The organism is Nonomuraea sp. NPDC000554, from assembly GCF_040300065.1.
GTDB lineage: Bacteria > Actinomycetota > Actinomycetes > Streptosporangiales > Streptosporangiaceae > Nonomuraea.
Map to the genome: position 1 here is coordinate 1 of NZ_JBEPDC010000010.1, position 18,593 is coordinate 18,593.

Here is an 18,593-nt window from a genome sequence, read left to right on the forward strand (position 1 = left end):
CGCCGTTCCCGCCGGAGCCGCGTGCGCGGGTGGGCGTGCCGCCCAGGTTCAGCGGCGGCGCCGCCCCCTGGCGAGGCGCGGGCACGGCCCGTCCGGCGGCCTTGCCGCCCTGCTGGTCGGTGTTGAGCGGCGCGGCCGTGGCCGGCACCCTGGTGCCCGACGGTGTCGCCGCGCCCTCGCCCTCCTCGCCGCGCCCTCTGCCCTGCGCCGCGCTGGCGGCCACCACGGCCGCCGGATTCCCGCTCATGGCCGCCGTCACGATCGGCCTGGCCTTGCGCACGCCCCAGCGGGTGATGCTCTGCACACCGGTGCCCGTCCGTTCGAGCACCGGCGAGCTGGCCGCCTCGCCCAGCATGCGGGTGGCGAGCGTGTGCCCGTTCATGGACGCGAACAGATGCTGGAACGGCCGCCGGTAGAAGAACACCGCGATCGTCAGCAACGCCATGAACAGGATCTGCAGCCCCCACGGCATGGCCGTCGAGATGATCAGCGCGTACCCGTACACGAGGACGCCGAGCACGAGCGCGAGCACAGCCTGCCTGAGCAGCGTGCCGACCAGCATCTCCACCCAGCGCATGGCGATGATCCGCCCGCTGCCCGGATGGACGCCGATCAGCAGGAACACCGGCCCGAGGATCAGCAGCAACAGGAAGCCCACCTTCAGCACCAGCAGCGAGACCGCCACCAGGAAGATGAGCAGCCCGGCGACCAGGGCGGCGATGAGCGCGCTGATGGACACGCCCAGCCTGCTGCCCCAGTCGCGTCCGGAGAAGATGGTGTAGCGCGGATCGTTCTTGAGCTTCTCCGCGATCTCCGTGTACTTCGCCTGCCGGGCGCCGACGTCCGGCGTGGGCTGGCCCGCCGTGGCCGCGGGGATGGACTGGATCTCCAGCATGGTCCGGCCGAAGTCGCGGACGATCGGCTGGTTGGGGTCGGCGGTGCCGAACATGCCCATCAGCCACGGCTTGCAGACCAGCGTGGACCAGAGCGCGTCGGCGTTCTGGTCGACGCCCGGGGTGCCGGCCTGGGCGTAGCCGCCCGCCTTGACCTGCGGGCTGGCCTGCCCGGAGGCGGGCAGGCAGGACGCGCCGCCCGCGCCGGGCAGCCCGGCGAAGGCCGAGTTGACCACCTCGCCGGTCTTGTCGGTGACGATCTTGCCGAGCCCGGTGAAGTCGCCGGGCCTGCTGAAGAACCAGGTGGCGACCGTGACCGCGAGGACCATCCAGACGACGCCTTCGAGGGTCGTGGTGGCCCGCTTGCGGATCAGGCCGTACCAGGCCAGCCAGATGGCGGCGAGGATCACGATCGGGCGGAGGAACGGCCAGTACATCGCGTTCGACAGGTTCGTCACGATGTCGTCGACCACGTCCTTGATCGACGCGAGCGGGCCCTCCGTGGCGGCGGCCTGGTACGTGGTGATGGTCAGCCGGTCGACCGCCTTGGCGAACCTGAAGATCCCGTTGGACCACAGGTTGCCCAGCACCGCGACGTAGTCGGAGCAGCCCAGGTCATGGGTCTGCCAGAACTGGCCGGCCATGCCGAACTGGGCGTAGTTGGTGGTCGGCGCGGGCGCCCCGCCCTCGGGGGCCGGCGGCTGGATCATGCCGTCGGTGCCGCCGCCGATCACCTCCGGGTAGAGCGGGCCCGACAGGTCGCACGGGGCCGCGGCGACGGGCGACGACAGGCCACCCACCACGATCGGCACCACGAGGACGCCTGCCAGCAACGCCAGGACCAGAGCCAGTCGCCTGGGTAGCCGGATCTTCATGACCGCACCTCCTGCGCCCTGCGCACGCCCCCCTGAAGATCATCATGCCCGCTGTCGTCGGGTTTGTCGTGTGTCGGGTTCGTGTCGAGCCACCGAAGCAGCTCATCAGAGATCAGGTCTACTCCGATGCGTCCGGCCCTGCCATCCAGATCGCGGAAAATGCATTCGCCGTTGCCGAGCGCCCGCAGCGCGGCCTTGTGCTCTTCCGACGGCTCCACCCCGAGCAGGGACATCACGTGCTCGACCTCGACCCGCTCCGTCGACCTGAACGCGAACACCGACGACAGGCAGTTGGTCACCTGCTCGTTCAGCAGGTCTCCGGCGTTCTGCGAGACCAGCACGAGCGCGGTGTTACGGGAGCGGCCCATCCGGCTCACCTCGGGCACCAGCTTGGCGCCCTCCGGCGTGGACGTGATCGCCCACGCCTCGTCCAGGAAGATCGCCTTGGGCGCGCGGCGGTCGAGCCCGTTCATCAGCCGCCGGGCGAACTGCGACACCAGGTAGAGCAGGGCCACCGACAGCCGCTGCTCGTAGGAGTAGTCGTCGCGGCCGGTGGCCACGTCGGGCAGCGTCAGCCCGCCCAGCGTGAACACGGTGGTCCAGCCCTCGCTGTCGATCTGCTCGCCGCCGGACGGGTCGAAGCAGAGCCTGGCCAGATGCATCTCCGACATGGAACGCAGCACCGCGCCCAGGTTCTTGGACGCGGCGTCCTCCGACTTCTCCAGGAAGTCGACCACCTTGCCCAGCGACGGGTCGGGCGCGTTGGAGACCGCCGCCACCGCCTGGATCATCGCCGACTCGCGCTCCTCCGACATGCGGGGCAGCAGCAGCCGCAGCGTCTCGGTCGCCATCGTCTTCTTGGCCGCGATGTCGTCGCCGAACGAGAACGGGTCGAGCAGGCCCGGCGCGGCCGAGCCGAGCGGGATGATCCGCGCCTTCCGCTCGCGCTTCTGCAGCAGCTGCACCAGCGACTCGGCGTCGCCCTTCGGGTCGATCACCGCGACCGTGACCCCGCGCAGCGACATCTGGTAGATCATCAGCAGCGCCAGCGTCGTCTTGCCGCCGCCCGGCTCGCCGGTGATCGCGATGGCGGTCGGCCGGTTGCGGGTCGCCGCCACCAACGGGTCGAAGTGGACGATGCTGCGCGCCCTGCCGACGGTCTCGCCGATGTACGGGCCGAGCCAGCCGTCGCTGCCGTCGTCGAGCCTGTCACCGAGATCGACGGTGGCGGTGGCCATGCCGCCCGCGATGGTCCGCAGCGGCTGGCGCTGGGCGTACGCGTTGACCCTGACCTTCTCGCCCGGCAGCGCCTCGCAGAACAGCGAGAACTGGTCACCGGTGGAGTTGACCACGTCGATGCCCATGTCGCGGTAGTGCTCGACCACCGCCTCGACCCGCTGCACGCAGATCTCCTCGGTGGGCGCCGACACGATCAGCCGGTGCCACCCGTACACGAACGGCAGCCGCTCCTTGGTGATGCCGTGCTCCAGCATCCGGGCGGCGTCGATCTGCTCCGCCAGCGCGAGCGGCGCCTCCGCCCCCGCCTCACGGATGTGGATGTCCATGTCACGCGCGTGCGCGAGCTTGCGGGCGACGTCCTTGGACGCCTTCACCGGCGGGATCAGCCGCATCCTGGACGAGATCTCCACCGGGAACGGCAACTGGTCGGCGAAGTGCATCCACGGCTCGCCGTCGGGGAACGGCATGAGGTCGGGGAAGCGGGCGAACGACAGGTTGGCCACGTACGAGTCGCCCTGCGGCTGCACGATCCGCAGCAGCGACCTGCCGTTGTGGATCTCGCCCTCGACCAGCGACTCGATCTCGCCCTTGCCCCAGCGGCGCTTCGGGCTCGCCGACGGCGGCGGATCGCCGAGCGCGCCCGCCGCCGAGTGCTGGAACAGCCACGCCACCTCGACCGAGGTGGCGTGACGTGCGTACAAGGCGCTCGACGCCAGTGCTCTGCCGAGCCGTTCGGCCTGTTCGGTCCACTTGGAGATCTCGCCCTCGGGGACGTGGTCGTCCTCCAGGCCGAGCGCCTTCTCCGTCTTCTGGTAGAAGCCGAAGAGCTGCGAGAACATCCCGGCCCCGATCTGCCTGCCTCGCAGCCCCAGCCGCACCCCCAGGTAGACCTCCTTCGACCAGAAGTCCTTCGCCCAGACGTGGCGGTACATCTCCTCCAGGTAGTCGCGCCAGCCGGGGCCCTCGTCGGAGGTGGCGTTCAGCGCCATCGCCCACTCGGCCGCCGGGTAGGTGCGGTGCGCCACCCTCAGGTGCACCTCGGCGTCGGGCATCCTGATCGCGGCCAGCGCGATCGTGATGTTCGTGGCCAGCGCCTCGCGCTCGTCCGGCGTGACGAACTCGTAGCTGACCGTCGGCAGGCGGAAGTACGCCCATGCGCAGGTTTCGGTGAGCAGGATGCGATCGTCGAAGTAACGGACCGCCAGGCGCTGATGCGCTCGGGACGCCCTGCTCATGCCGCCCCCTCGGCGCATGAACCGGCCAGACCTGCTCGCTCGTTCACTTATCGCTCACCGATTCTCGTGCCCGGGGGGTCACTCGCCAACTCCTCTTCGCTCGGACGGATCGTCTGTGCCGCAAAGCCCGCGACCACGACCCCGGCGAGCGCGAGATACGCCCGCCGACCGGCCGCTCGCAACTGCCCGGGATCGACGACGTCCGCGCCGCCCGGCGCCAGGTCGTCCTCCCAGGGCACCCTGACGATGGCCCGGCACCTGCCCCTGGCCACCGCCTCCGCCTGCTCGACATCGGCCATCGAACGCCTGCTCACGCCGTTGACCACCATCACCGCACGCCTGCGCAGGTCCGCGCAGCCGTGCCCGTCGAGCCACTCGTACGTCATCGCCACCGCCTCCGGCGCCTCCTCGCTCGCGGGAACCACCAGCACGAGCTGGTCCGCGTACGGCAGCACCCGGGCAGCCAGCGCCGCGGCCGGGTCGATGACGGCCAGCTTGTAGTGCCGGTCGAGCAGGTGCATGGCCTGGCCCAGCCGGTGGTCGGACAGGAGGGTCCTGTCGGTCAGCCGCCGCTCGGCCTCCGCGTCCGTGTCGGCCCCGATCACCTCCAGGCCCGACGCCGTCCGGGTCGTGTAGCCCCGCATCGTCAGGTAGCCGCTGACCCGGTCCAGCCCCGACAGCAGCGAGGCGAGCGTCTCCGGCGTCTCCGTCCGGACCCTGCTGGTCAGCGTGTTGCCGCCGGTGCTCGCATCGACCGCGACCACCCGGTCGTCGCGGTACCTGGCGAACGTGTGGCCCAGCATCAACGCCGTGGTGCTCTGCCCGGCGCCGCCGGTGCACCCGAGCACCACGACCCTCCGGCTCCCGCTGAACACGCCCCGCGCCCTGGCCTCGTCGATCTCCGACCCGTCGGTCCGCACCCCGCCGCCGCCGACGACCACCTGCGCGATCCGCCGCCAGCCACCGGAGTCGCGTCCGACGACGGACTCGACCCGCCGCACCCGCCCCTCACGCTCACCGAACCGCGGCCCCGGAACCACCGCGTCCCCGGCCCGCCCGCGCCTGTCGTCCCCTTCACGGCGCGCCTCACCACGGTCGGAGGCAGCGTCCTCATCGCGCGCAGATGCAGCGATGTCCCCGCCCACTCGCGGCAGCGGCGGCGCCTCGGCCCGCCGCCCAGCCGGCACCTCGGCGTCCTCCCGCCGAGCCACCTCACGGACCTCGCGCTCCTCGTGCCCACCGGCCCCACGAGCACCCCGACCGTCACGCCCACCGGCCACACCGACACCAGGCTCCGCGCCACCATCGGCCTCGCGAGCACCGCGCCGGCCGCCACCGCTGGACTCGCCGCCATCGCGTTCCGCGCGACCATCGGTCTCGCGGGCATCGCGCGCCTCGCTACCAGCCGCCTCAGACGCCTGCACCGCATCACGACGCGCCCCAGGCGCGCTGTCACTGTCGCGACGCGCCTCAGGAACACGCACGCCCTCACGCTCACCCGGCACGGACGCGCCCTCAGGGTCGCGCTGCCGCCCCTGACCAGGCGCCCCCTCACCGTCACGCCCCGACGGCACAGGCAAGGACGGCTCGCCGTGGCCGGCCGCCTGCGCGGGCGCTGCGGTGTCACGCGCACCCCCGCCGATCGGACGCAGAGTCACCGGCTTCGAGTCGGGACGCAGCAACGGCCAGACCTGCGGCGTGTCCGGCGACCCCAGCGACCGGTTCTGCCTGGGCGGCTGCCCCTTCCTGTGCTGGATCCGCGCAGCCTCGTCCTCCCGAGTTCCCCCAGCGGCACCGTCACCAGACCGCTCAGGGACGCCTTCATCAGCCCCCGTTGCGGACACGCTCGCTGCGGGCGAAGCTCCCTCGGCAGGCGCCGCTTCACCGACGACGGACGCAGGCTCCTCCGCAGACCCACCTTCCGCGAGCGCAGGCTCCTCCAGGAACCCGCTCTCCGCAGCCGCGGCCTCCTCCACAGATTCACCCTCAGAAGGCGCGGACGCCGCCTCACCCCCCACAGACGCGGCGCCCGGCACAGGCTCGTCTTCCGCAGGCGCAGACTCGGCTGCGGGTTCGGTCGAGGGAGATTCCGCTGACGCCGCGCTCGTCGCCGACGAGGCCCCGACAGACGTGGATGCCACCGCTTCACCCGCAGAAGGCGCGGACGCCGCCGCGTCATTCTGCGCGGACGCCGCCACTTCACTCTGCGCAGGCGCGGACGCCGCCACTTCACCCGCCCCAGACGCGGACTTCTGCGTGGGCCCTTCCGCAGGCGAGGTCGCCGCTGAAGGGGAGGCGGACGGGACGGCGCCGTCTGCTGCGGTGGCGGCTTCCGCGGGCGCGACGGTGTCTGCGGGCGCGGCGGTGTCTGCGGCCGTGTCTGCGGCGGTGTCTGCGGCGTTGGCGCTGTCCGTGGAGGTGGAGCTGTCTGCGGAGATCGTCGGAGGCGGGGACGGAGGAAGTGCGGGGGTGGCAGGCTTCGCGTCGGCACTTGCCGCGAGCCTGCGCAGCCGCCGCAGGGCCTCCGTGTCGATCGGCTTCCCCACCACGGGACCCGGCCGATCGGCGGGTTTCCGGCTCTGCGCGGCAGGCGCGTCCCCCCCGGCCTGCGTCTCCCTCGGCGTTGGCGCGTCAAGCCCCCCGCCCTGGACGCCAGACTCCTCCGCTTCCCGAGCGCCACGCTGCTCCGCGCGCCCCGGCATCGGGACCGCTCCCCACGCGGCCGGCCGTTCCGGCGTGCGAGCCGGTTCGCTGGAGGTGCCCGCCGTCGGTGCCGCCTCCCGAGCGGTCTCCCCGGGACGGTCGGCGGCGCGCTCCGGGTCGGGGCGGCGGGCCGGCGCGGGCGAGGAGCCCTGGCCGTCAGACAGGTGGGACGGCGCCGCGTCGTTGCGTACGTCCAGTTCCTGGAGGAGGGCGGGGGCGGTGCCGCGGCGGGTGATGGAGCCCCAGCCGGTGCGGCCCGCGGTCGCGGGTTCGGTGAGAGGGGCCTGGGCGGCGGCTGCGGCAGCCGCGGCGACGGCGGGACGGACCTGGCGGGGACCGGCGGGACGCTCGGCCGCGCGCCTGCGCTGCGAGTGGCGGGCCTTGCGGGTCGCCTTGACGCGATCCCTGGCGGGCATGGCGCGCCAGACGCGCCCGGAGAACGCGATCGCCTCGGGCTCGGCGGCCGGAGCCATCCGGCACCACACGCGCGGCTCGCCGACGTACCGCGCCTGCGACTGCAGGAGTTCGGTCAGCCGCTTGTTCTCGATCACGGGACGGGTGGACAGCCACGTGACGATACCGGGCGGCACCAGGTAGAGCACGTGCCACGGCGCGACGAAGTCGATGCCGACTAGCCACAGCAACAGGGACCACGGGGCAAGGACGCCGACGAACACGCCGATCCAGACGATCGGGAGCGGCATCGGCAGCCGTAGATCGTACAGCTTGTACAGCCGCTTCTCGATGCGCCAGATATTCGTATACGTAGGCAGGTCCACGCGGTCCTCCTTTCCACCCGCTCGTTCATGACCGCTGAGACGCGGCCTCAACCCTCTACTTGATGCCCAGAGCGCCCGCGATCGCCTTCGCCGTCACCTCGATGATGTTGGGAACGTAGAAGATCACGCCGATGGCCACGGCCAGGATCAGGAACTGGACGAACCTCGTGATCTCGCGGGTGAACAGGAAGAAGAGCGCGACGACTGAGACGACGACGAGGAAGAGCGGGGCGAAGAACGCGCGCAGGAAGCTGGCGAGCCCCTCGGTGTTCACGCCGGTCGGGGTTGGTGTCGGCGATAGCGCGACGAGGTCGAGCACGATGGTCTTCAAGATCACTTCTTGGTCCTCCCGGGGTACCGATCAGCAGCGCGGTTGCGGCTATCCAACGGCCCGACCGGCGCCGCGGATGTCGTTGACGTACCATTTGTCGCCCTGCTTCTCGACGGTGAGCCGGTAGGCCTGCTCCAGGTGGCCGTCTCCGTTGCCCTGGTCGTTGGCGTTCGGGTCGGCGGTCGGCGTCGCGCCGCTCGGCACGAGCCACGTCACGACCGCCTGGACGTCTCGCGTGGCTCCCCCCACGGGCACCACGAGCTTCTCAAGCCGTACGAAGGTGAAGGCGCCGCCGAAGTTGGGCAGGCTCCTCCCTTCGTCGAGGTAGCGCGCGAGCCCGGCCGTGTCGCCCGAGGCGTACTTCTTGAAGAAGTCCTCGAGTTGCGGCTTGAGCTCCGCGGCGGCCGCCTCGTCGGCCTCCGGCCCGACCACCTGGGGCAGGTCGGCGGGCGTCGGGGCGGGCAGGATCGCGGGCCGCCCGGAGACGACGAATCGCTTGCCCGCTGCGTCGCCTGAGTAGTAGACGGGCACCGACAGCAGGAACCTGCGGGCTCCCGACTGGAAGGCCACGCTGACGATCGCGTTCTGGGAGTCGGTGGTCTCGATGTCGTACGGCTGGATGGCGACGGCGGCCAGCTTGCCGAAACCGTCCCAGCCGTACTGCGGCTGCGAGCCGTCGGCCACGAAGGCGGCGAGCTTGCTCGCCCTGCTCTGCGCGTCGGCCGGGCTGAAATTCAGATAAACACCCGCGAACTGGGCGGCGAACGCCATGCCACGGTCGGCGGGGAATCCCTGGTTCGGCCGCGCGGCGCCATTCGGAGCTGCCACGCTTTCCTGGGTAAACCTCTCAAATGGGGCACGAACCCCATTCACGACGATAACCACGATAAGCGCCCAGAGAATGATGCGGCCCGTCCAGACGAGCCATCTCCCGCCGCCGCCCGACCAGCCGCCGCGACGCGGCCTGCTGGGAGGCGGCGCGTCGAAGTCGGCCAAGTCAGGGCGCGCCGAAAGCTCGGGGTCGCCAGCGATCCGAGGACCGTGCTGGACGGTTGACCTACGAGCCATCACGCCTCCGCTCGCGCCAATCCCCCCGGCCTGGCGCGGTGTCGTCCGTTGCCGATCCCCATCACCGCGGTGAGGCAATCACCCTATCCGGTCTTGCCATTGTTCCAGGAAAGCCACGCCCATGCTGCAGGCATCGCCGTGTAGGGGCAAACCGGCCGCAGCCGGCACCCCGGCACGCCCGTCCCCAACACATGGCGACGAAATAGGTATGTGCCCAGGCCAACGGCACTGTGCCACATAACTTGGCGGCCAGAGATTCCTGTCCAAATGGCGTAGGGACTGTCGCGACCTGCGCATTTGGTATAAGACGCGACAAGCCGCACGCCGTGTGGCATGCGGCCCGTCCGCGCGATGACGGCCTCAGGCGGGCTCGGGATCCTGGCGCGGAGACGCCCGCTTGCTCTGGAGGTCCACCACGGTCGGACGCACCGACCGCTCCAACGATCCGCGCAGCTCAGCCAGCATGGCGGTGGGCTCGCTGTCGAGCATCCGGACGGCGATCTCCTCCCGCTCGTCGACCTTCCTGCGCAGGTAGGCCTCGCGGTTGACGCGCAGGCCGTACATGAGCTCCACCCGCAGCAGGGCGAGCTCCTCCTCCAAGCTGATGCCCGCGAGTGAGGGCGCGGGGCGTCGTCTCCCGATGATGCGACGGATCATGAGGTCTCCCGAGTCAGCGTGAACGCCGTGACGATTCGACGCGCGGGGCCCTCAAGTGGTTGACGCCTTCAGCTATCCCGGGATCAAACGTTGAAACGGAACTCCACGACGTCGCCGTCGCGCATGACGTAGTCCTTGCCCTCGATGCGCGCCTTGCCCGCGGCCCGGGCGTTGGCGATCGAGCCCGCCTCGACCAGATCGTCGAACGAGACCACCTCGGCCTTGATGAAGCCGCGCTGGAAGTCGGTGTGGATCACACCGGCCGCCTCGGGCGCGGTGGCGCCGCGGCGGATGGTCCAGGCCCTGGTCTCCTTGGGCCCCGCCGTCAGGTACGTCTGCAGGCCGAGCGTCTCGAAGCCGACCCTGGCCAGCTGCGACAGGCCCGACTCGTCCTGGCCTACCGACTGCAGCAGCTCCAGCGCCTCCTCGTCGTCGAGCTCCACCAGCTCGGACTCGATCTTGGCGTCGAGGAAGACCGCCTCGGCGGGGGCGACCAGCGTGGAGAGCTGCTCCCTGAGCGAGGAGTCGATCAGCTCGTCGGCGTCGAGGTTGAAGACGTACAGGAACGGCTTGGCGGTCAGCAGGTGCAGCTCGCGCAGCCCCTCGCTGTCGAGGCCGCTCTCGAAGATGGTCTTGCCGGTCTCCAGGACCTTCAGCGCCTCCTCGGCCGCCTCCAGCGCGGCCTTCTTGTCCTTGTTGTTCCGCGCCTCCTTCTGCAGGCGCGGGATGGCCTTCTCGACCGTCTGCAGGTCGGCCATGATCAACTCGGTGTTGATGGTCTCGATGTCGCGCTTGGGAGAGATCTCGCCGTCGACGTGCGTGACGTCGGGGTCGCTGAAGACCCGGATGACCTGGCAGATCGCGTCGGTGTCGCGGATGTTGGCGAGGAACTGGTTGCCTCTGCCCTGCCCCTCGGAGGCGCCCTTGACCAGGCCCGCGATGTCGACGAACTCCACCTTGGCGGGCAGCACGCGGGCCGAGCTGAAGATCTCGGCCAGCTTCGGCAGGCGGTCGTCGGGCACGCCCACGATGCCCACGTTGGGCTCGATGGTGGCGAACGGGTAGTTCGCGGCGAGCGCGTTGCCGGTCTTGGTCAGCGCGTTGAAGAGCGTGGACTTGCCGACGTTGGGCAGGCCGACGATGCCGATAGAGAGGCTCACGTCGAGCGAGTTTACTTGCTGACGAGATGCAGGCAGGTCACGGGACGGAAGGCGCCGCGTGCCTCCAGGTACCGCTCGGAGTTGTCGGGGCAGTTCCTGGCGGAGGTCTCCAGGGCGGTCACCTGCGCCCAGGCCGCCCGCGACCCGCACCCCACCCGGGAGATCGCCGACCTGTTCACCACGTGCCGCGCCGGCTCCGCCACACACATGCCCTCGGCGAGCACCCGCCCGCCCCGGCCGAGGCAGACCACGCCCAGGGCTCCCACGGTGTCGAGGGTGCCCTTGGGGCAGCTCGCCGCGTCCTGGACGACCGCTACGGCCCGGCCGTACCAGCTGGGAGCCGAGCACGGGCGCTCGCGGCCGTCGAGGGCGACGCAGTCGCCCGGCCTGAGGACGCCGCCGCCGGCGCCCGGCACGCCCGCGTGCGGTTCGACGAAGTCACGCACGCAGGCCGCGCGGCCGCCGTCGAGGCGCAGGACGTCGTCGGTGTCGTCGGGGCAGGCGCCGAGCCCCGGCGGGTCCGCGGTGATGGTCAGCACCTCGGCGTGGCCGCCGTTGCACTGCGTGAGGTCGTACCTGGCGTCCGACCTGCTCACGCAGGCGCCCGGCGTCCACAGCAGCGGCCGCGCCGGGGCCGTCGCGTAGTTCCGGGAGGTGGCCGTCAGCGCGACCACGACACCCACCACGGCCAGCGCCGCGGCGAGGGGCGCCAGAATTTTCGTCACCATATCGATACTCTGCGTGACGATCGGCGGTACGCACAAGCGGATTGCGCAAGCGTGTCGGGAAGATCCGCACGCACGGTTGCTGCCATCATCGATGGAGTGGACGTCGTCGCGCTTCTCATCGGGCTCGCCGCCGGGCTGGCCATCGGCTTCATGCTCGCCAGGACCCGCGCGGCGGTGCGGGTCGCCGAGGCGGAAGCGCGGGCCAAGGCGTCCGCCGACAAGCTGGTGTACGTCGAGGAGCAGCTCGCCGAGCGCTTCCAGGCGCTGTCCACGCGGGCGCTTGACGTCAACAACATCCGCTTCCTGGAACTGGCCGAGACCAGGCTCGCGGCGAGCCGCGCGGAGGCGGCGGGCGACCTCGACCAGCGCAGGCAGGCCGTCGAGCACCTGGTGGAGCCGCTGCGGGAGGCGCTGGCGCGGGTGGAGACGCAGCTCCGCGACACCGAGTCCGGCCAGCGCGCGGCCCGCGCCGAGCTGGCCAAGCAGATGGAGTTCGTCCGGCAGAGCAACCAGGAGCTGCGTTCGCAGACCACCGCGCTGGTGCGCGCCCTGCAACGGCCGGAGGCACGCGGGCGGTGGGGCGAGCTCCAGCTGCGCAGAGTCGCCGAGATCGCCGGGATGCAGCGGTACTGCGACTTCGACGAGCAGGTGACCGAGGGCGCGATGCGTCCCGACATGGTGGTGCGGCTGGCGGGCGGCAAGAACATCGTGGTCGACTCCAAGGTGTCGCTGGCGGCCTACCTGGAGGCGGCGGAGGCGTCCGACGAGTCGCTGGTCACGGTGCGGCTCGACGCGCACGCCAGGCACGTGCGCGAGCACATCGACCGGCTGGCGGCCAAGGCGTACTGGCAGGGGTTCAACCCGTCGCCCGAGTTCGTGGTGCTGTTCATCCCCGGGGAGGCGTTCCTCGCGCCGGCGCTGGAGCGCGATCCGGGGCTGCTGGAGTACGCGATGACGCGGCGCGTCCACATCGCCACCCCCACCACGCTGATCACGATGCTGCGCACCGCGCACTACGCCTGGCAGCAGGCCGCGCTCAGCGACAACGCGCGGGCGGTGTTCGAGCTGGGCAAGGAGCTGTACGAGCGGCTCTCCTCGCTGGGACGGAACGTCGACTCCCTCGGCAAGTCGCTGACCCGGGCGGTGGAGGCGTACAACAAGACGGTGGGGTCGCTCGAGAGCCGCGTCCTGGTCAGTGCCCGCAAACTGCACGATCTGGGCGTAGTCGACGGCGACCTCGACGCGCCCGGCATGCTGGAGGGCCTGCCCAGACCGCTCGCCTCGCCCGAACTGCTCGAAACTCCGTCTCTCCTTTCTCAGGTGAACGGTAAGTTGGCCAACGGGGCGCAGTAAGGGGGGCGGGGCCAGTGACTGAGAAAGGCAGGCGTTCGGCTGTCAAGCTGACCGCTCGCGGCGCCATCGCGCTCGCCCTGGTCGCCACCCTGGCGGGCTACATCGTGGCGGCGCTGGTGAACCTGCCGATCCTGATCGGCCTGGCGTTCGTGCTCGCGAGCGTGCTGGGCGTGCTGCTGGTCAACCCGCGCGAGCTGCTGTCGCTGGTGGTGACCCCGCCGCTGGTGTTCTTCGCGGCCACACTCTTCGTGGAGCTGGGCCGGGCGCTCGGCTCGGTGTCGATCGTGCAGTCGCTCGCGCTCGGGCTCTACGGCTCGCTGTCGCGCGGCGCGCCGTGGCTGTTCGCGGGCTCGGCGATCGTGCTCGCCGTGGCCTGGCGGCGCGGCCTGCGTGACAACGTCCGCGACCTGCGCGAGGAGCTGCGGGCCGGCGCGGACGTGCCGCGTACGCGCCAGCTCTACGCGCCCGAGCCCGAGGGTTACTTCGAGCCCAAGGTGTACGGCACGCCGCGCTCCGACGACTAGGAGACGACCCGGAGGTCCTTGCGCAGCTCGTGCGGCAGCGCGAACCGCATGCTCTCCTGCACCGACTCGACCTGCTCGACGTCGTCGAAGCCGTGCTGCGCCAGCCGGGCGAGCACCTCGTCGACCAGCTCTTCCGGCACCGACGCGCCGCTGGTGACGCCGACCGTGGTGACCCCTTCGAGCCACTCGTCGCGGATGAACGAGGCGTTGTCGACCAGGTAGGACGCCGCCGCGCCGTGGTCCTTGGCCACCTCGACCAGGCGCTTGGAGTTGGACGAGTTCTCGGAGCCGACCACGATGACGAGCTGCGACTGCGCCGCGATCTCCTTGACCGCCACCTGGCGGTTCTGGGTGGCGTAGCAGATGTCGTCGCTCGGCGGGTCGATCAGGGTGGGGAAACGCTCCTTGAGCTTGGCGACCGTCTCGTTGGTCTCGTCGACCGACAGCGTGGTCTGCGACAGCCAGACCAGCTTGTCGGGGTTGCGCACCTGGACGTGCTCGACCGAGTCGAGGCCGTCGACCAGCTGGATGTGCTCGGGGGCCTCACCCGAGGTGCCCTCGACCTCCTCGTGGCCTTCGTGCCCGATGAGCAGGATGTCGTAGTCCTGGCCGGCGAACCGCTTCGCCTCGTTGTGCACCTTGGTGACCAGCGGGCAGGTGGCGTCGACGGTGCGCAGCCGGCGCTGTTCGGCCTCGGCGTGGACGGCGGGCGAGACTCCATGGGCGGAGAACACCACGATCTCCCCCTCGGGCACGTCCGCCGTCTCCTCGACGAAGATGGCGCCCTTGGCTTCGAGCGTACGGACCACGTGGGTGTTGTGCACGATCTGCTTGCGGACGTAGATCGGCGCACCATACTGCTCGAGAGCCTTCTCGACCGCGACGACGGCGCGGTCGACTCCGGCGCAGTAGCCGCGCGGCTTGGCTACGAGGACTCTGCGGGTAGTGGGGGTCTTGGGCTCCATACTTCTTATGCTACGTGGAGCGACCAACAGGGCCGCGCGTGCATGGTTAGCCGCGGTTTGCCAGACTGGCCGTCCAATACTGACCTCCCAGGGAGTCGTCATGTCCCTCAGCGACGTGATACGCAACATCACCAAGACCGTCACCGACAAGGACGAGTTGAAGACGAAGATCAAGGACCTTCCTCTCGTCGTCGTCCAGACCACGCTCAGCGCCGCAGGGCAGGCGCTGCTGCTCGTGGACCGGGTGAAGAACTCGATCAAGGGATTGGGCGGCAAGGAGGAGCAGGAGGAGGAGCACGACTCCCGCCCCGCCGTCGAGCAGTTGGCCACGCCGCCTGCGGAGGAGGCCAAGCCCGCCCGCAAGGAGCCGGTCATCTTCGCGCCGCGTCCCGGCAAGGGCGAGCAGGGTCCCAGCGCGGCCGAGCAGAACGGCACCTCCAAGACCAAGCCGGACCCGGTCATCTTCGCCCCGGCCAAGCCCGAGGCCGCCGAGCCTGCCGCGTCCAAGCCCGCCGCCCCTGAAGCCGCCCCTGAAGCCGCTGCCGAGCCCGCGGTCGCCCCCAAGCCCGCGGCCGAGGCCGCCGCGCCCGAGCCCAAGGCCGCCGCCGAGCCCGCCGCCGGTACGGCCGTCGCCGAGCCGACCGCCGAGCCGGAGCCCGCCGCTGCCGCCGAGCCTGCCGAGCCCAAGGCCGCCGCTGAGCCCGCCGCTGCCGCCGAGCCGGTGAGCGTCGCCGCTCCTGAGGCCGCCGCTGAGCCCGTGGTCGCGCCCGAGGCTGCTCCAGAGGCCGCTCTCGAGGCCGCTCCCGCTGAGGCGGCTCCCGCGCCTGCCGCTCGGCCCGCCACGAGGAAGCCCGCCGCCAAGAAGCCCGCCGCTGCGGCGAAGCCGACTGCCGAGACGAAGCCGAAGACGCGTGCCGCCGCGAAGCCGAAGGCGGCTCCGAAGGCCGCCGCTGAGGCCAGCGAGGCCGCGCCCGGCAAGGCCGGCGAGCCGGCCGAGCCGTTGCCCGGCTACTCCGGCATGACCGTCGCGTCGCTGCGAGCCAGGATGCGCGGCAAGACCGCCGAGCAGATCGGCGAGCTCCTGGCGTACGAGCAGGCCACGACCGCGCGGGCCGAGGTCATCCGGATGTTCGAGAACCGCCTGGCCAAGCTCCAGGCAGCCGAATAGTCGGCCGCGCACCGTAGTCTTCCGCCATGACCTCGAAGACCTCGCCCGAGTCTCCGCTGCCGATCCGCACGGTCCTGCAGATGGTGGGCGGGTGGATCGGCAAGCTCGGCACGGTCTGGGTCGAGGGTCAGATCACCGACCTGAGCGCCCGCGGCGGAACGGTGTTCCTGACGCTGCGCGACCCGGTGGCCAACGTGTCGGCCAGGGTCACCGCACCGCGCGGCGTCTACGAGGCGACCGTGCCGCGCCCGTCCGACGGCGCCAGGGTCGTGATGCACGTCAAGCCCGACTTCTGGGTCAACAAGGGCTCGTTCGCCTTCACCGCTCTGGAGATCCGTCCCATCGGCGTGGGCGAGTTGCTGGCCCGGCTGGAGCGGCTGCGCCAGTTGCTGGCCGCCGAGGGCCTGTTCAACACCGACAGGAAGCGGCGGCTGCCGTTCCTGCCCGGCACGGTGGGCCTGATCTGCGGTCGCGACTCCGCGGCCGAGCGCGACGTGCTGGAGAACGCCAGGCGGCGCTGGCCCGCGGTGCGGTTCAAGGTGGAGGAGGTGGCCGTCCAGGGCCCATACGCGGTGGGCGAGGTCAGCGAGGCGCTGGGCCGGCTCGACGCCGACTCCTCCGTGGACGTGATCGTCATCGCCAGGGGCGGCGGGTCGCTGGAGGATCTGCTGCCGTTCTCCGACGAGACGCTGGTGCGTGCGGTGGCCGCGTGCCGTACTCCGGTGGTGAGCGCGATCGGGCACGAGCAGGACAGCCCGCTGCTCGACCTGGTGGCCGACGTCCGCGCGTCCACGCCCACCGACGCCGCGAAGAAGGTCGTCCCCGATGTCGGGGAGCAGCTCTCGCTGGTGCGGCAGCTGCGTGACCGGGGGCGCAGGGTGCTGGGCGGCTGGCTCGACCGGGAGGCGTCGTGGCTGACGTCCGTCCGGTCGCGTCCGTCGCTGGCCGATCCGGTGCGTGAGCTGGAGCGGCGGGCCGAGCAGGTGGAGGCGCTGCGCGACCGGGCCAGGCGCTGCCTGACGGGCTCGCTCGACCGCGCCGAAGACTCCCTGTCGCACCTGCGTGCCCGGCTGGTGGCGCTCTCCCCGGCGGCCACGCTGGAGCGGGGGTACGCGATCGTGCAGTATCCGTCGGGCGAGGTGGTCCGGCTGGCCAAGGACGTCTCCCCCGGCACCGTCCTCACCGTCCGCCTCACCGACGACCGGCTGACGGTCCGCACGGAGGAGCCGGAATCGTCTGGCTGACGGCCGCACGGAGGAGCCGTCTGACTGACGGCCGCGCGGTGGAGCCCGGAACGTCCGGGTGACGGCTGGCTCGGCCAGGAGTGCGCCCTGGGGGACCGCCGCGTCAGCCTGAAGCCGCGTGGCCGCGGGCGGATGGTGCCGGGCGCGTGACGGCGTCTGACAGTTCGGAGAGCCCGTCCTTGATCGCCTCGACCGTCATGCCGCGCTCCTCGCGCTGGTGGCGTACCAGATGGGCGTTGGCGGCGGCGAGCAGCGCGTCGGCCAGGTAGTGGTTGTCGGTCTCCGGGCGCGCCTGCGCCAGCAGGACGGCCAGATGGGTGTAATAGACGCGGTAGGGGCCGGCGAACCTGGCCTCGGGCGAGCCCTTCTCCACCAGCAGGAACAGATCGTGCTGGTCCACGATGCGATCGACCAGCCCGCGCAGGAACGCCCTGATCCGGTCGGCGGGCGGCGCGCCGGGCCCCACGGGCGGCGGCCCGCTCAGGAAGGACGCCTGGAACCGCTGCTCCCGCTCGTCGATCAGCGCCCACACCAGCCCGGCCCTGTCGCCGAAGCGCCGGTAGACCGTGCCGACGCCGACGCAGGCCGCGCGGGCCACCTCGTCCAAGGAGAGCTGGTCGGCCCCCCGCTCGGCGAGCATCTGGAACGCGACGTCGATGATCTTCTGTCTGTTGCGCGCGGCGTCGGCCCGTTCCGGCTGTGACTGCCCGAGGAGGGGTAGGTGACGTCCGCACACACGATGAGCATAGCCGTTGTAACCGGAGGAATCTCCGGTTAGGCTCCGCTGTTAACCGGAGAAACCTCCGATTCGAAGGAGCCAAGGATGTCTGACGATTTCAACAAGCAGGTGATCGAGGAGTTCCGCGCGAACGGGGGCGTGGTCGGCGGGCCCTTCGAGGGCGCCACGCTGGCCCTGCTCACGACCACCGGCGCCAAGAGCGGCAAGAAGAGCACGTCGCCGGTGATGTACTTCCAGGACGGCGGCACCATCTACGTCGTCGCCTCCAACGGAGGCCAGGACCGCCACCCCGCCTGGTACCACAACCTGCGGGCCAACCCCGCTCTCACCGTCGAGATCGGCACGGAGTCGTTCACGGCCAAGGCCGAGCTGTTCGTCGAGGGCGAGGAGCGTGACAGGCTCTTCGCGCACGTGGTCTCGGTCGCACCGGGCTTCGCCGACTACCAGGCCGGCACCACCCGCAGGATCCCGATCGTGGCCCTGCACCGGGCGACCGCCTGACCGCTGGTCAGCCCCAGCCGCCGATCAGACGCAACCACGGCTCGGACGGAGCGGCCGGTCGGACGGAGCGGCCGATCAGACGGTCCGGACGGACGCGCCGGACGGACGGAGCGACCAGACGGACGGAGCGGCCGGTCGGACGGGTGGCTAGAACGGGGCGCCGTCGGCTTCGCCGTTGGTCGGCTCGGAACGGCGGGCCATCGCGGCGGCGAGCTTCACCCTGGCGCCCTGCAGCCACTCCTCGCAGATCGCGGCCAGCTTCTCGCCGCGCTCCCACAGCTCGATCGACTGCTCCAGGGTGAGGCCGCCCGTCTCCAGCCGGCGCACCACCTCGGTCAGCTCCTCGCGGGCCTGCTCGTATGAGGGTGCCTTGTCGTCTGCCACGAACACCACCCTAGAGTCAGAAGCCGACAGTCACTCCCCTGGCCCGC

16 protein-coding genes are annotated in these 18,593 nt (G+C 71.2%); 5 read left to right on the top strand and 11 right to left on the bottom strand.

Annotated elements, in window-relative coordinates; all coding sequences use genetic code 11:
* The 8 genes from ABT294_RS19895 to ABT294_RS19930 form a co-directional block, all read right to left on the bottom strand.
* Positions 1–1,768: type IV secretion system protein (locus ABT294_RS19895; protein WP_350807480.1), on the bottom strand; the 1,768-nt coding region annotated here is incomplete at its 3' end.
* Positions 1,765–4,242 (bottom strand): ATP-binding protein, encoded by a 2,478-nt coding sequence (locus tag ABT294_RS19900; protein ID WP_350807481.1) that lies wholly within the window; start codon positions 4,240–4,242, stop codon positions 1,765–1,767. The genes ABT294_RS19900 and ABT294_RS19895, both read right to left, overlap by 4 nt.
* Positions 4,243–4,289: 47 nt before the next feature.
* Complete coding sequence (locus ABT294_RS19905) at positions 4,290–7,724, bottom strand: TcpE family conjugal transfer membrane protein (RefSeq protein WP_350807482.1); 3,435 nt, start codon at positions 7,722–7,724, stop codon at positions 4,290–4,292.
* Between the two features lie 55 nt (positions 7,725–7,779).
* Positions 7,780–8,046 (bottom strand): hypothetical protein, encoded by a 267-nt coding sequence (locus ABT294_RS19910; protein ID WP_502912089.1) that lies wholly within the window; start codon positions 8,044–8,046, stop codon positions 7,780–7,782.
* Positions 8,047–8,103: 57 nt separating this feature from the next.
* On the bottom strand, positions 8,104–8,883 hold the full coding sequence (locus ABT294_RS19915; RefSeq protein WP_350807484.1) for a conjugal transfer protein: 780 nt from the start codon (positions 8,881–8,883) through the stop codon (positions 8,104–8,106).
* 600 nt (positions 8,884–9,483) lie between these two features.
* On the bottom strand, positions 9,484–9,780 hold the full coding sequence (locus tag ABT294_RS19920) for a hypothetical protein (RefSeq protein ID WP_350807485.1): 297 nt from the start codon (positions 9,778–9,780) through the stop codon (positions 9,484–9,486).
* 83 nt (positions 9,781–9,863) lie between these two features.
* Complete coding sequence (ychF, locus tag ABT294_RS19925) at positions 9,864–10,940, bottom strand: redox-regulated ATPase YchF (protein WP_350807486.1); 1,077 nt, start codon at positions 10,938–10,940, stop codon at positions 9,864–9,866.
* Between the two features lie 11 nt (positions 10,941–10,951).
* The gene (locus ABT294_RS19930; protein WP_350807487.1) at positions 10,952–11,668 is read right to left on the bottom strand and encodes a hypothetical protein; all 717 of its coding nucleotides are present in this window, start codon (positions 11,666–11,668) and stop codon (positions 10,952–10,954) included.
* A gap of 87 nt (positions 11,669–11,755) precedes the next feature.
* Here ABT294_RS19930 and ABT294_RS19935 point away from each other — a divergent pair, with 87 nt between their 5' ends.
* Together ABT294_RS19935 and ABT294_RS19940 are read left to right on the top strand one after the other, a co-directional pair.
* Positions 11,756–13,021, top strand: coding sequence for a DNA recombination protein RmuC (locus ABT294_RS19935; RefSeq protein WP_350807799.1), 1,266 nt, complete (start codon positions 11,756–11,758; stop codon positions 13,019–13,021).
* A 14-nt stretch (positions 13,022–13,035) separates the two neighbouring features.
* Positions 13,036–13,545 carry a DUF6542 domain-containing protein gene (locus ABT294_RS19940; RefSeq protein WP_350807488.1) on the top strand — a complete coding sequence of 170 codons (510 nt, stop codon included), beginning with the start codon at positions 13,036–13,038 and terminating at the stop codon, positions 13,543–13,545.
* On the opposite strand, the gene ABT294_RS19945 is transcribed toward ABT294_RS19940, so the two are convergent.
* Complete coding sequence (locus ABT294_RS19945; protein WP_350807489.1) at positions 13,542–14,510, bottom strand: 4-hydroxy-3-methylbut-2-enyl diphosphate reductase; 969 nt, start codon at positions 14,508–14,510, stop codon at positions 13,542–13,544. The two genes, ABT294_RS19940 and ABT294_RS19945, sit on opposite strands and share 4 nt — an antisense overlap.
* Before the next feature lie 100 nt (positions 14,511–14,610).
* Between ABT294_RS19945 and ABT294_RS19950 the strand changes: the two genes are divergently transcribed.
* Positions 14,611–15,678 carry a DUF8129 domain-containing protein gene (locus tag ABT294_RS19950; RefSeq protein ID WP_350807490.1) on the top strand — a complete coding sequence of 356 codons (1,068 nt, stop codon included), beginning with the start codon at positions 14,611–14,613 and terminating at the stop codon, positions 15,676–15,678.
* A gap of 26 nt (positions 15,679–15,704) precedes the next feature.
* Positions 15,705–16,922 (top strand): exodeoxyribonuclease VII large subunit, encoded by a 1,218-nt coding sequence (xseA, locus tag ABT294_RS19955; protein WP_350807492.1) that lies wholly within the window; start codon positions 15,705–15,707, stop codon positions 16,920–16,922.
* Between the two features lie 103 nt (positions 16,923–17,025).
* Here the strand turns inward: xseA and ABT294_RS19960 are convergent, their stop codons facing one another.
* Entirely contained in the window at positions 17,026–17,658 is a 633-nt protein-coding gene (locus ABT294_RS19960) for a TetR/AcrR family transcriptional regulator (RefSeq protein WP_350807494.1), read from the bottom strand.
* A gap of 87 nt (positions 17,659–17,745) precedes the next feature.
* On the opposite strand from ABT294_RS19960, the gene ABT294_RS19965 reads away from it, so the two are divergent.
* Positions 17,746–18,162 carry a nitroreductase family deazaflavin-dependent oxidoreductase gene (locus ABT294_RS19965; protein WP_350807495.1) on the top strand — a complete coding sequence of 139 codons (417 nt, stop codon included), beginning with the start codon at positions 17,746–17,748 and terminating at the stop codon, positions 18,160–18,162.
* 147 nt (positions 18,163–18,309) lie between these two features.
* On the opposite strand, the gene ABT294_RS19970 is transcribed toward ABT294_RS19965, so the two are convergent.
* Entirely contained in the window at positions 18,310–18,546 is a 237-nt protein-coding gene (locus ABT294_RS19970; RefSeq protein WP_350807496.1) for an exodeoxyribonuclease VII small subunit, read from the bottom strand.
* Positions 18,547–18,593: the final 47 nt, after the last annotated feature.

Excerpts from the sequence above, each read along its gene's own strand:
- ABT294_RS19900 (WP_350807481.1), bottom strand. The coding sequence starts at position 4,242 with ATGAGCAGGGCGTCCCGAGCGCATCAGCGCCTGGCGGTCCGTTACTTC.
- ABT294_RS19920 (WP_350807485.1), bottom strand. The coding sequence starts at position 9,780 with ATGATCCGTCGCATCATCGGGAGACGACGCCCCGCGCCCTCACTCGCG.
- ABT294_RS19930 (WP_350807487.1), bottom strand. The coding sequence starts at position 11,668 with ATGGTGACGAAAATTCTGGCGCCCCTCGCCGCGGCGCTGGCCGTGGTG.
- ABT294_RS19945 (WP_350807489.1), bottom strand. The coding sequence starts at position 14,510 with ATGGAGCCCAAGACCCCCACTACCCGCAGAGTCCTCGTAGCCAAGCCG.
- ABT294_RS19950 (WP_350807490.1), top strand. The coding sequence starts at position 14,611 with ATGTCCCTCAGCGACGTGATACGCAACATCACCAAGACCGTCACCGAC.
- xseA (WP_350807492.1), top strand. The coding sequence starts at position 15,705 with ATGACCTCGAAGACCTCGCCCGAGTCTCCGCTGCCGATCCGCACGGTC.
- ABT294_RS19965 (WP_350807495.1), top strand. The coding sequence starts at position 17,746 with ATGTCTGACGATTTCAACAAGCAGGTGATCGAGGAGTTCCGCGCGAAC.